General features: G+C 62.8%; 9 protein-coding genes. 3 read left to right on the forward strand and 6 right to left on the reverse strand.

The features are described 5' to 3' along the window. The 4 genes from ASC75_RS16525 to ASC75_RS16540 all read right to left on the reverse strand — a co-directional run. Window positions 1-402, reverse strand: a 402-nt coding sequence (locus tag ASC75_RS16525; protein ID WP_156381288.1) for a formate--tetrahydrofolate ligase, incomplete at its 3' end; no start/stop codon positions are given. A gap of 55 nt (window positions 403-457) precedes the next feature. Continuing rightward, window positions 458-1,351: a bifunctional methylenetetrahydrofolate dehydrogenase/methenyltetrahydrofolate cyclohydrolase FolD gene (gene folD / locus ASC75_RS16530; protein ID WP_055978421.1), complete on the reverse strand. Its 894-nt coding sequence runs from the start codon at window positions 1,349-1,351 to the stop codon at window positions 458-460. Window positions 1,352-1,633: 282 nt separating this feature from the next. Then, window positions 1,634-3,343, reverse strand: a complete 1,710-nt coding sequence (locus ASC75_RS16535; RefSeq protein WP_055977849.1) for an APC family permease — start codon at window positions 3,341-3,343, stop codon at window positions 1,634-1,636. An 80-nt stretch (window positions 3,344-3,423) separates the two neighbouring features. After that, a complete protein-coding gene (locus ASC75_RS16540; protein WP_055977852.1) occupies window positions 3,424-5,133 on the reverse strand; it encodes an APC family permease in 1,710 nt (569 codons plus the stop codon). A gap of 467 nt (window positions 5,134-5,600) precedes the next feature. On the opposite strand from ASC75_RS16540, the gene ASC75_RS16545 reads away from it, so the two are divergent. Next, window positions 5,601-6,254 carry a response regulator transcription factor gene (locus ASC75_RS16545; RefSeq protein WP_244487871.1) on the forward strand — a complete coding sequence of 218 codons (654 nt, stop codon included), beginning with the start codon at window positions 5,601-5,603 and terminating at the stop codon, window positions 6,252-6,254. A gap of 439 nt (window positions 6,255-6,693) precedes the next feature. Here ASC75_RS16545 and ASC75_RS16550 read toward each other — a convergent pair whose 3' ends face one another. Beyond that, window positions 6,694-8,061: an NAD(P)/FAD-dependent oxidoreductase gene (locus ASC75_RS16550; RefSeq protein WP_055977854.1), complete on the reverse strand. Its 1,368-nt coding sequence runs from the start codon at window positions 8,059-8,061 to the stop codon at window positions 6,694-6,696. 165 nt (window positions 8,062-8,226) lie between these two features. Between ASC75_RS16550 and ASC75_RS16555 the strand changes: the two genes are divergently transcribed. Next, entirely contained in the window at window positions 8,227-9,540 is a 1,314-nt protein-coding gene (locus ASC75_RS16555) for an ABC transporter substrate-binding protein (protein ID WP_055977857.1), read from the forward strand. On the opposite strand, the gene ASC75_RS16560 is transcribed toward ASC75_RS16555, so the two are convergent. Continuing rightward, window positions 9,523-10,245, reverse strand: coding sequence for an FCD domain-containing protein (locus tag ASC75_RS16560; RefSeq protein WP_055977860.1), 723 nt, complete (start codon window positions 10,243-10,245; stop codon window positions 9,523-9,525). The two genes, ASC75_RS16555 and ASC75_RS16560, sit on opposite strands and share 18 nt — an antisense overlap. Window positions 10,246-10,552: 307 nt before the next feature. Here ASC75_RS16560 and ASC75_RS16565 point away from each other — a divergent pair, with 307 nt between their 5' ends. Continuing rightward, complete coding sequence (locus ASC75_RS16565) at window positions 10,553-12,916, forward strand: aminomethyltransferase family protein (protein WP_055977863.1); 2,364 nt, start codon at window positions 10,553-10,555, stop codon at window positions 12,914-12,916. Window positions 12,917-12,995: the final 79 nt, after the last annotated feature.

A 12,995-nucleotide genomic window follows, 5' to 3' on the forward strand; every position in this document is an offset into this window, starting at 1 on the left:
GTGGAAGTCGCCGGTGAAGTGGAGGTTCATGTCCTCCATCGGCACGACCTGGGCATAACCGCCGCCGGCGGCACCGCCCTTGACGCCGAAGTTGGGTCCGAGCGAGGCTTCGCGGATGCAGACCACGGCCTTCTTGCCGATGCGGTTGAGGCCGTCGCCGAGGCCGACCGTGGTGGTGGTCTTGCCTTCGCCGGCCGGCGTCGGGTTGATCGCGGTGACCAGGATCAGCTTGCCGTCCTTGTTCTTGCGCGCATTGGCGATGAACTCGGCCGAGATCTTGGCCTTGTCGTGGCCGTATGGCAGCAGGTGCTCGGTCGGAATGCCGATCTTGGCGCCGATCTCCTGGATCTGTTTCTTCTTGGCGCCACGCGCGATCTCGATGTCGGTCTTAAATTCGGCCATGACTCTTTTCCCTTGAGTTTGGTTCGATTTCGACGGAGCCGGTCAGGCTCCCGGATTAAAAACGAGGTGCTGCCTGGCCTGCCGCCCGGAATGCCGAGACGACGGTGTTGGCCATCAGAAGTGCGATTGTCATCGGGCCGACGCCGCCGGGCACCGGCGTGATGGCGCCGGCCTGTTCGGCTGCACCCGCATAGTCGACATCGCCGACCAGCTTCGACTTGCCGTTGGCGCCGCCGTCGAGACGGTTGATGCCGACGTCGATGACGGTGGCACCCGGCTTGACCCAGTCGCCCTTGATCATCTCGGGGCGGCCGACTGCGGCAACCAGGATGTCGGCGCTGCGGCACAGTGCGGGCAGGTCCTTGGTCCGGCTGTGGGCAACGGTGACGGTGGCGTTGGCGTTGAGCAGGAGATTGGCCATCGGCTTGCCGACGATGTTGGAGCGTCCGACCACCACCGCGTTGAGGCCCGACAGGTCGCGGCCGAGCGCGCGCTCGATCAAAAGCATCGAGCCTGCCGGCGTGCAGGGCACGAAGGCGGTGTCGAGCTCACCGGTGCCGAGCTTGCCGACATTGGTGAAATGGAAGCCGTCGACATCCTTGTCGGCGGCGATCGTCTGGATGATCTTGCCGGCATCGATGTGGTCCGGCAGCGGCAGCTGCACGAGGATGCCGTGGATCGCCGGATCGGCGTTGAGTTTTTCGACCAGCGCCACGAGATCCGATTCGGAGGTGTCGGACGACAGCGCATGTTCGATCGAGTGGAAGCCGCACTCCTTGGCCTTCTTGCCCTTGGAGGCGACATAGACCTGGCTTGCCGGATCGTGGCCGACGATGACCACCGCGATGCCGGGCACGACGCCGGTCTTTGCGATGAGCTGCTCGGCCGCTACCCGGACCTTCGCCACCACATCGGCCGCCACTGCCTTGCCGTCGATTACCGTCGTCATGCTATGCCATTCCTCCCAGGCGAACGCGTCGAAACCCACGGCAGGTGCCGTCGATTCGCAGCCCCGGATACCCGATCCGGACAGCTTTTGCGCTGAATTTTCCCGTCTGAATCTATAACAGGCGAGAGGCGTGAAAGTCAACCGTAATGCAAGAATCTTTCATGGAAAGAAATATTGGCCCAGTGCTTTTTCCTGCCATGGCCATGGGGTGAGCTCTGCGGCATCCCCCAAAGGAAAAGGCCGGCTTGCGCCGGCCTTGACCCTAGTGACGAGATGTCTCGGTCAGATGACGAAGAACCAGTTGGCGAGCAGCACCACCGCCACGCCTGCGGCGAGGGTCAGGTAGGGCAGGATGCCCGCCTTGCGGTTCTTCAGGTCTTCCTGGGTGATGCCGAGGTCGTCGAGCATGTGCGCCGGGAACTTGCCGCCGTCCTGGATGTAGTGGCGGTAGCAGAATACCGGGATGATCAGCGCCGCGGCGATGAATCCGGCATACAGCGCCCAGGGGTTCCAGACCTTGGCGCCGGCGCCCATGAACATGGCATTGACGTAGGACAGCAGCGCACCGACCGCGATCAGGATCGTCGGGGCCTTCCACGGACGATGGATGTGGCCGTTGTCGATGCGGTGGATCCAGCCCGAGTTCAGATTGAGGAAGTTGAAGATGATGTAGCCGCAGTTCGACACCGACAGCACGAAGAAGAAGCTGGTGGCGTCGGCAGCGGCGACGGCGAGCAGGAATACGTTGAAGATCAGGTCGGTCCACATGGCACGGGTCGGTGCGCCGTGGCTGTTGACGTGGCTGAGGAACTTGGGCAGCCAGCCGTCGACCGAGCCCTGGTAGAGGGTGCGCGACGAACCGGCCATCGCCGTCATGATCGACAGCATCAGTGCCATGATCATCAGCATCACCATGATCGAGGTGACGAAGCCGGCGCCGCCGACCATGCGTGCCATGGCTTCGGCAACGCCCGAGCCGTCGACGATCGGCGTCGCCAGCATGCCGTTGAGGCCGAGCACGCCCTGGAAGGTGAACGGCACCAGCGTGTACAGCGCCAGGCAGAGCAGGCCGGAGTAGAAGATCGCCCGCACCGTGTCGCGGCCCGGATTCTTGAACTCCGAGGTGTAGCAGATGGCCGTCTCGAAGGCGTAGGCCGACCATGCGGCGATGAACATGCCGCCGAAGGCCAGGGTCCAGCCGGCGACGTTCCATGTGCCGGGCTCAGGCGAGTAGGCGGCGGCGAGCGGCACCAGCGGCGAATAGTTGTCCCAGTTGATCTGGCCGGTGATGATCGGGACGATGCCGACGATCAGCATCGGCACGATGACGATCAGGCCGATGTATTTCTGCACGTTGGCAGTGCCGAGGATGCCGCGGTGCTGGATGGCGAAGGTGATCAGCATCAGGATGACGCCGATGAAGAACACCGAGTTGAGCGAGAAGCTGACCGGGCCGAGCGTGCCGTGATAGAGCGTCCAGGTGCGGATCGCGGGGGTCGCTGCCGCAGTCAGGGCGGCGACTGCGTCGGCAGCGCTCGTGCCAACATTGGCTGCCATGTACTGCAGCACCTCGGGCGAGGTCTCGGTGAAGCCGGGGATCGGCGCCAGCGCGTTGAGGATGTAGGCCGCCGCGATCGAGCAGCCTAGCGACAGCACCGGCGTCCAGGCGAGCCAGTTGCACCACACCGACAGCGGCGCGATGAATTTCGAATAGCGCAGCCATGCGGTCGCGCCATAGACCGAGGCGCCGCCCGACTTCGATGGGAACAGCCCGGCAATCTCGGCATAGGTGAAGGACTGGATCAGGCCGAGGATGATCGAGGCGGTCCAGATCAGGAAGGCGATGTTGCCGGTGGTGCCGGCGATGCCGCCGATCGAGAACAGAACCAGCGCCGGCACGCCGCTGGCCACCCAGAAGGCGCCGCGCCAGTCGATCGTTCGTTGAAGCTGGCCGTCTCCGGCGTCGCTGTGACTTGCTGTCGTTGTGCTCATTTTCGTTCCCCGTCTTGTTCAAAAAGGCCCCGCGCCTCCCAGCGCGGGACCGTGCCTGTATTGTTGTTGGGTTCGGCGTGTCAGAGCACGAAGAACCAGTTGGCGATCAGGACCACCGCGAGGCCGAGGATCAGCGTCGCGTAGGGCAGGATGCCGGCCTTTCTCTTGCGCAGGTCGGCCTCATGCATGCCGAGGTCGTCGAGCATGTGCGCCGGGAACTTGCCGCCGTCCTGGACGTAGTGGCGGTAGCAGAACACCGGGATGATCAGCGCGACCGTGAACAGGCCTGCCCACAGGGCCATCGGGTTCCAAACCTTGGCGCCGGCGCCCATGAATGCGGCGTTGACGAAGGCGAAGATGGTGCCCAGGCCGAGCAGCCAGGTCGGCGCCTTCCACGGACGCTTGATGTGCCCGTTGTCGATGCGGTGGATCCAGCCGGCGTTGAGGTTGAGGAAGTTGAAGATGATGTAGCCGCAGTTGGCGACGGCGAGGATGAAGAAGAAGCTCGTCGCGTCGGTTGCAGCGATCGCCAGCAGGAAGAGGTTGAAGATCAGGTCGGTCCACATCGCGCGCGTCGGCGCGCCATGCTCGTTGACGTGGCTGAGGTACTTGGGCAGCCAGCCGTCGACCGAGCCCTGGTAGAGGGTGCGCGACGAACCGGCCATGGCGGTCATGATCGCGAGCAGCAGCGCCAGGATCATCAGCATGACCAGCAGCGTCTTCACCAGGCCACCGCCGCCGACCATGTTGGCCATGGCGTCAGCCACGCCCGAGCCGTCGACGATCGGGGTTGCCAGCATGCCGTTGATGCCGAGGACGCCCTGGAAGGTGAACGGAACCAGGATGTAGAGCAGCATGCACAGCAGGCCGGAGTAGAAGATAGCCTTGAACGTGTCGGTGGCCGGGTTTTTGAACTCGCGGGTGTAGCAGACCGCGGTTTCGAAGCCGTAGGTCGACCAGGCGGCGATGAACATGCCGCCGAGCGCCAGCGTCCAGCCGGCGGTGTTCCACGAGCCGGGTTCAGGCGCATAGGCCGCGGCCAGCGGTACCAGCGGCGAATAGTTGTCCCAGTTGATCTGGCCGGTGATGATCGGCACGACGCCGACGATCAGCAGCGGGATGATGACCAGCATGCCGACGATCTTCTGCACGCTCGCGGTGCCGAGGATGCCGCGGTGCTGGATGGCGAAGGTCATCAGCATCAGCAGCGCGCCGATCCAGAAGGTGGCGTTGAGCGAGAAGCCGACCGGGCCCAGCGTGTGACTGTAGAGCGTCCAGGTGCGGATGCCGGGGGTGCCGGCAGCGGTGACGGCGGCGACCGCGTCAGCGGCGCTCGTGCCGACATTGGCGGCCAGATACTGCAGCACCTCGGGCGAGGTTTCGGTGAAGCCCGGGATCGGCGCCAGCGCGTTGAGGATGTAGGCGGCGGCGATGGTGCAGCCGAGCGACAGCACCGGCGTCCAGGCGAACCAGTTGCACCACACCGACAGCGGCGCGACGAACTTCGAATAGCGCAGCCAGGCAGTGGCGCCATAGACCGAGGCGCCGCCCGATTTGTTCGGAAACAGGCCGGCGATTTCAGCGTAGGTGAACGACTGGATGAAGCCCATCAGGATGGACAACGTCCAGATCAGGAAGGCGATGTTGCCCGTCGTGCCGGCGATGCCGCCGATGGAAAACAGGACGAGCGGCGGCACGCCGCTGGCCACCCAGAAGGCGCCTCGCCAGTCGATTGTCCTGTGAAGTTGGCCGGCGGGTTCCGCCGGACTGATGTCCGTAACAGCGCTCATTGTCTCAGTTCCCCATAGATTTGAGAATGCCCGTCGCCCACGCCGGAATTTCCTGGTTTCGTGGTGCGGCGTCAGTTTCCGCTAAGGCTTCTTTTTTTCCTCAAAGTGAAGTTTGTCCGATTTCGATGCGCCGTCAAGCCATTTTGTCGCAGTGCCGGTGGAAACTTCGATCCATGCTCCCCATGTCACAAGATTGGCCAATGCGGGCGCATCTTTCTGGCCGGGAAAGCCCCACCCGAAGGGGTGGTTTGCCGGTCTTTGGACCGTTCGCCGGTTATGAAGCCGGCACTGAGTCTATTTTGCCTAATATACTGGAATGAAAAAATCATTCATGATATGAATTGCAATCAAGGCCGAGATGGATCGACCTGACACAGGAGACGTCGGCAAGAGGTGGGCGCACGAACATAGGCGGGAGGAACATGAACGCCGAATGGAAAGGTCAGCGCCAGGGCATCGGGATTGAGGTGGTGCCAGTGGCAAGAGACAGCAAGTTCAAGATACTGATCGCCGAGCGAAACCCGCTTGTGGTTGCGGCGCTAGGCGACATGATTTCGCGCGACGGCCGCTTCGAACTCGTCGACAGCGTACCGACCGGCAAGGCCTTTCTCCAGGCGGCTTCCGAGGCCGATCAATCGTTCGATCTCGCGGTGCTCGGCTGGAAGCTGTCCGACATGGACAGTGGCGAGGTGCTGGCCGAAATGCAGCGGCGCTCGCTGCATGCCCGGGTCGTGGTCTTTTCCAATGACCATGACATTTCGATCCTCAAGCAGTGCGTTCGCCTTGGTGTTCAGGGCTTCTGCTATCAGTTCGACGATCCGGCGATCCTGTTCGACACGCTGGTGGCGGTGGCGCATGGCCGCATCTGCATTCCCTATGTCGACGTGTCCAAGATCAACGACACGCCGCTGTCGCGCTTGACCGCGCGCGAGCGCGAGCTGCTGTCGGTTCTCGCCGATGGCTGGACCAATCTGCAGATCGCATCGCGCACCGGGATTTCGGAGAACACGGTCAAATACCACCTCAAGAATCTCTACGACAAACTCGACGTCCGCAACCGGGCGATGGCGGTGGCGCTCTACGCCAGCGAGAAGAATCGCGGGCCGAGCGTGAACGCCTAGCCGGACGGTTTTTCAGGGTTCAGAGCGGGTCGTGTCCTTCGGGGCCGGCCCGTTTTTTGTTTGACTATGCCTTGCGGCGGCCGGCGCCTGAAGACGCTGCTCCGCGCAGGCGCTGCCTTGCTTCGCCCTTGCGACGAACCCAGGGCCACGTCTTCGCCATTTCGCGAGTTCTGGGTCGCCGCAGCTCCCGGCCGAGATTGGCTGTTCCCGACCTGCTGAAGTGTGGGGAGGGTGGTCGCAAAGCCAGCCGGTGAGAGCGCCGAACCCCGAAAGTTGCGGGGGGCCGAATTTCACCGTGAAGAAAGTCGCAGGGTGGGGACTCGTCGCCCGGTCCTCGCTTGGCCGTGGCTGCTGCGATGCCCCTGAAAGCAAAATGCCGCCCCTGTTAGGGGGCGGCATCGCATGTCTTCGGGCAAGCCGGTCCATCCGGACCGGAATGTTACTCTGCCGCGACGGGGGAGGCGGTGCGCAGATATGCTTCCAGCGAATCGTCGAGCGCGTCCCTCCACGGCGTGTGGTGTGCCGGGGCCATCGTGCCGGTGATGACCGACCGGTAGGAGTGGTTGCGGAACTCCATGATGCCCTTCTTCTTGTGTTCCTTCCACTCGAAGAATGCCGCGTTGGCACCGTCCACGTTGAAGCTCGGATAGTCGGTCTCGGCGATCAGTTCCTTGACGTATTCGCCCTGGTATTCGATCGCGTCGTGGGTGTCCTTGCCGGCATCCTCGCGGGTCACGCGATCCTCGACGTCGGCAACCATCGCCTGCTTGGTGGCAGGCAGCTTGATACGGCCGAGGATGACGTCGCGTGTCCACCAGGCCTGCGCGTCGAACATGTTGAAGGTGAACCACTGGTCCTGCATGCCGATGTAGAACATCGCCGGATTGTGGACATAAGCGACGCCCTTGTAGAGGTCGGCGGTCGCCAGGCGGTTGGCGGTCCGGAGACGCAGGTCGTCGGGCAGGAACGGGAAGTGGTGCTTGTAGCCGGTGCACAGGATAATGGCGTCGATGCGCTTGGTCGAGCCGTCCTTGAAGGTGGCGGTGTTGACGTCGACCTTCTCCAGCAGTGGCTTCTCTTCCCAGTTTTCAGGCCATTTGAAGCCCATCGGCGCGGTGCGGTAGCTGTTGGTGATCGACTTGGCGCCATACTTCCAGCACTGCGAACCGATGTCTTCGGCCGAATAGCTGGTGCCGATGAGCAGGACGTCCTTGCCGGCGAACTCGCGGGCGTCGCGGAAGTCGTGGGCATGCAGGATGCGGCCGTTGAAACGGTCGAAGCCGGGGAATTCGGGGACGTTCGGGGTCGAGAAGTGGCCCGAGGCGACGATGACGTTGTCGAATTCCTCGGAATAGCAGTGATCCTTGGGCAGGTCCTGCACGGTGACGGTGAACTTCTTGGTCTCTTCGTTCCAGGTCACCATGCGCACGGCGGTCTCGAAACGGATCCACTTGCGGACGCCGGCCTTGTTCACGCGGCCTTCGATGTAGTCGAACAGGACGGCGCGCGGCGGATAGGAGGCAATCTGCTTGCCGAAATGCTCTTCGAAGGAATAGTCGGCGAATTCAAGGCCCTCCTTGGGGCCGTTCGACCAGAGATAGCGGTACATCGAACCATGGACGGGCTCGCCATATTGGTCGAGGCCGGTGCGCCACGTGTAGTTCCACAGGCCACCCCAGTTGGCCTGCTTCTCGAAGCAGACGATCTCGGGGATGTCGGCGCCCTTCTCCGCGGCCGACTGAAATGCCCTCAGCTGGGCCAGACCCGATGGTCCGGCGCCGATTACGGCGACACGCTTTGCTGTCATGGTTTCCTCCTTATTTTGGTATAGACCAAATTTCGCTATTGGTTCCACTGGTCCAGTGCATACTGACTGCCGTTATACCAATTTGTCAACGACGAGTTTCCTCTGAGGAAGAAAAATTTCGCCTCATGAGGATGAAGCTCCCAAGATTTGATGATACTTACAGCCATGCAGAATTCCAGCTTTGCTCATCATCTTGCGGTATCCAGCCTCTTGCCCCGGCTGTCCGTCGGCATGCCGAACGCCGTGAATGTCGGGTTCCTGGCTCCGCTCAGCGGCCAGGCGGAGTCATGGGGTCTGCCCGGACTGCACGGCTGCCGGATCTGGGAGGACTGGCTCAACAAGACCGGCGGCCTGCTGATCAACGGGCGGCGCTATCCGATCAAGATCGTCGAATTTGATTGCGACTACGATGCCGGCCGGGCGGAGGAGGGCGCGCGCCATCTGATCGAACAGCATGACATCAAGCTGCTGATGATGCTGGGCGGAGATACGATTGCGCGGATACGGGAATATCTGACCCAGCGCAAAGTCCTGACCTCAACCCTGCTGCCCAGCGACCTGTCGCCGGACATGCCGTATCTGATCGCGCCCAGCGAGTTGCATCCGATCTACAACGTGACCGGGGTCGACTGGCTGGCCAGGACCAGGCCGGAGCTTCGAACCGTTGCGATCTGCAGCCAGTCCGATGCGCTTGGTCTGCCCTCGCTGGCGACCTATCGCGCGGCCTTCAAGGCCGCCAATGTGGGGATCGTCAAGGAAATCCAGTACGATCCCCATGCGACCGACGCTGCCGGGATCGTGCAGCCGATGCTGGATTCGAACCCCGACATACTGTGCTGGTGCACCAGCTACACGCCGATGGTCCATGCCATGACTGAATACGCCCATGCGCAGGGCTTCAAGGGGCAGATCATCTCCTGCACGCTGGACTATTACGACCAGCTCGTCGCCCGGACGTCCGCCGAATTCATGGAAGGCTTCGTCTTCCAGTTCCCCGACTTCGACGATGAAAAGCTGACCGACAAGACCTTCTTCTTCAACCAGCCGAAGGGCTTCTTCGACGAGTACAACAACCGCTTCCCCGGCACCTGGACCGCGGTGAGCTGGGAATATGTCGCTATCCTGGACATCTGGCATGCGGCGGTTGAAAAGTGCAACAGCGTCAATCCGCTGCCTGTATTGGCGGCGATGAAGCAGCTTGGCCATGTCACCCACGCGTTCGGCCCGGCCCATTGGTGGGGCGAGAACATGTTCGGCATCGACAACGCGCTGGTCGGGGACTGGCCGGTGGTGACGCTGAAGGGCGGCAAGGCGAAGATTGCCGCCTTCGGTTCGATCCCGCGCTGGCTGAAGCGCCATGGCGGCCTGCTCAAGCAGGAAATGTCGGACCTGGGCCAACTCTGGGAGCAGCGCCTGCAATCGAGCGGCAGTGGAACCGCCCTGCAGGCGCGGACACCCGAGCTAATCCTGCAGAAATAGCTTCTGCTCCTCGACCAGGTGCAGCTTGATGAATTCGACCGCACGCTCCACGTCGCGCGAGGCAATCGCGTTGAACAGCGCGTTGTAGCGCTGTTGATATTCAAGGATCCGTTTCGGCGACAGATGCCGGCGCAGGAGGGTGGTGCGGAAGCTCACGCGGCAGGCCTCGATCGCCAGGTTGTAGCAGGATGCCAAGAGGCGATTGTGCGTTCCCTCGGCGATCTTGCGATAGATTTCCTCTTCGCATTTGACGAAGGCGACGACGTCGGTGTGCACGCTTTCGATCTTCGACATGAGCTGTTCCAGCTCCCACACCTCGCGCGGGGTCATGTTGATGACGGCAAGGCGGACCATTTCGGGCTCGAGGATACCGCGCACGACAAGGTGGTCTAGCGGGCTGGTCTCCAGCGCCACCGAGCTCTCCCCACGTTCCGGTTCTTCCGAGCGATAGGTCACGAAACTGCCGCTGCCGGGGCGCCGGTTGATGACCTTGCGGGCTTCCAGCACGTCCAGCGCCTCGCGCACGGTGTTGCGGGCCACCCCCAGTTCCGAAGCCAGCGCCCGTTCGGACGGAAGGCGCGCGTTCAGCGGATATTCCTCCGACCTGATCTTCGCGAACAGCCGGTCCAGAACGGTCTGCACCGTCGCCCCCACCGAGTAGCTGGCGATGAGTTGAGAGGTGAGTTGGTCGGTTTCAGCCTTCATTTCGCGACCTTGCATATCAGTTCCGCCTCATGGCTGCGGCGGGCGACGAAGCCTACCGCAGCGCAGTCCAAGTTTGAAATGTTTATCGAATCGGACCCAGTACCACGGTAGAGCGAACCAGGACAATCGCTTGACGGGCAAGGCGGCGTCAATGGTCCGGGCCTCGCTCGCAGCACCGCCCGGCGGGCAGGTGCTTCGCCTTATTTTTAGGCTATGCGACGAAACGAAGCCTTGCTAGAGCGGCAAAATAGAGTATTCTCTAGACTGAAATATTTTTACACACAGGCAAATTTCTGACGAGGTGGTGATGACTATCGCAGACTACCCCGCCGTGACATCGGGACCACCGCGTCCGAGTCTCATCCTGCAACCCGGGCTGCTGTTGCCGGGCATGGAGCGGTACCACGTTCCGGGTCGTGGCGCCGCGCTGATCGACATCGAAGCCGGCGACAAGGTGACCGTGCGCAACCTTGAGGGCGGGCAGCCTTGCGAGCTGGTGGCATTCGATGCCTCCGGCAAGGCCGATCCGGGCATCCTTGGCACGCGCTCGAACAGCGACGCTGCCGGGCTCAAGGCGCTTCTGGTTGACGGCGACGGCAGCCTGCAGACGTTCCGCGCCGGGCTCGCCCGCCGCAAGCTCGAGTTAGGCCGCGCCGAGGCCGTGCGCTTCTTCGATGGCGCCACTGTTGCCGGTACCGAAGAGACCTTCACCGTCACCCGTCCGGGTACGCTTGTGGTGGCCGCTCCCGGCGCGCCGATGGCGATCGACAGCCACGACACCTCGACGCCGCTGGTGGTCATGATCAAGCGGGCGACGATCCGGCCCGCCGGCAAGTCCGACCTGCCCGATCCGCTCGCCGATCCGGTGCTCGATCTCCGGGTCAAGTCGAAGACGGCTGAGTCCTTCTTCGTCAAGGCCGGCGACTACATCCAGATCATCGACGTCGACGGCCGCCAGTGCACCGACTTCCAGTGCTTCTCGGCGCGCAAGCTCGACAAGGGCCGCGACCTTGCCCTCGATGTCACCGCCACCCGCTCGCTGATGGGCCACGCCTATCCGATGCCGGGCCTGCATGCGAAATATTTCGACCAGGATTTCGAGCCGCTGGTCGAGGTGATCCAGGACACCTGCGGTCGCCACGACGCCTTCGCGCTTGCCTGCTACGCCAAATATTATGACGACATCGGCTACCCCGGCCACATCAACTGCTCGGAGAACTTCAACGGCGCGCTGACGCCTCATGGTGTCAATGCCCGTGCCGGCTGGATGGCGGTCAACTTCTTCTTCAACACCGGCATCGACGCCCATGGCGTCATGTTCTCCGACGAACCCTGGTCGCGGCCGGGCGACTACGTGCTGCTGCGAGCCCTGACCGACATCGTCTGCGTCTCCTCGGCCTGCCCCGACGACACCACGCCGGCCAACGGCTGGAACCTCACCGACATCCACGTCCGGACCTATTCCGGCAACAACAAGTTCCAGCGCGCGATCGCCCGACGCACGACCCCGGAGGCAGAACCCAAGATGACCCGCGAGACCGGCTTCCACCAGAGCTTTGCCAAGCACACCCGCAACTTCATCGAATACAAGGGCTTCTGGCTGCCGCAGGAATTCGCCAAGGAAGGTCCGATCGAGGAGTATTGGGCCTGCCGCCAGAAGGCGGTGGTGATGGACCTGTCGGCGCTGCGCAAGTTCGAGGTCACCGGCCCCGATGCCGAAGCCCTGATGCAGTACACGCTGACCCGCGACGTCAAGAAGCTCGGCGTCGGCCAGGTCGTCTACACCGCCATGTGCTACGAGCATGGCGGCATGATCGACGACGGCACCTTGCTGCGCCTCGGCAAGGACAATTTCCGCTGGATCTGCGGCGACGACTATTCCGGCGACTGGCTGCGCGAGCAGGCGGAAAAGCTTGGCCTCAAGGTGCTCATCCGCTCTTCGACCGATCAGATGCACAACATCGCCGTGCAGGGCCCGAACAGCCGCGACATCCTCAAGGAGATCGTCTGGACGCCGCCGCACCAGCCGGCGCTGTCCGAGCTCGAATGGTTCCGCTTCACCATCGGTCGCATCGGCGATGCGCAGGGCGTGCCGATCGTCGTCTCGCGCACCGGCTACACCGGCGAGCTCGGCTACGAAGTGTGGTGCCATCCGCGCGATGCCGAGAAAGTCTTCGACGCGGTCTGGGAGGCAGGTCAGCCGCATGGGCTTAAGCCGATGGGCTTTGCCGCCCTCGACATGGTCCGCATCGAAGCCGGCCTGATCTTCGCGAACTACGAGTTCTCCGACCAGACCGACCCGTTCGAGGCCGGCATCGGCTTCACCGTGCCGCTGAAGACCAAGACCGACGACTTCATCGGCCGCGAGGCACTGATCCGGCGCAAGGACAACCCGATCCACAAGCTCGTCGGCCTCGACATCGACTCGAATGTCGTCGTCGGCCATGGCGACTGCGTCCATATCGGCCGCGCCCAGATCGGCATCGTCACCTCGTCGATGCGCTCGCCGGTGCTCAACAAGAACATCGCGCTGGCCCGAGTTGATGCAACCCACGCCAACGTTGGCACCGAGGTTGAGATCGGCAAGCTCGACGGCCACCAGAAGCGCCTGCCGGCACGGATCGTCCCGTTTGCCCACTACGATCCCAAGAAGGAAAAGCCGCGGTCGTAATCAGCCGCGACTTCGCCTCCATGAATGCAAAAGCCCCGCAACCTGCGGGGCTTTTTGTTTGAGGATTCCGGGAATTGGC

Source organism: Aminobacter sp. DSM 101952 (assembly GCF_001424795.1).
Taxonomy (GTDB): Bacteria; Pseudomonadota; Alphaproteobacteria; order Rhizobiales; family Rhizobiaceae; genus Aminobacter; species Aminobacter aganoensis.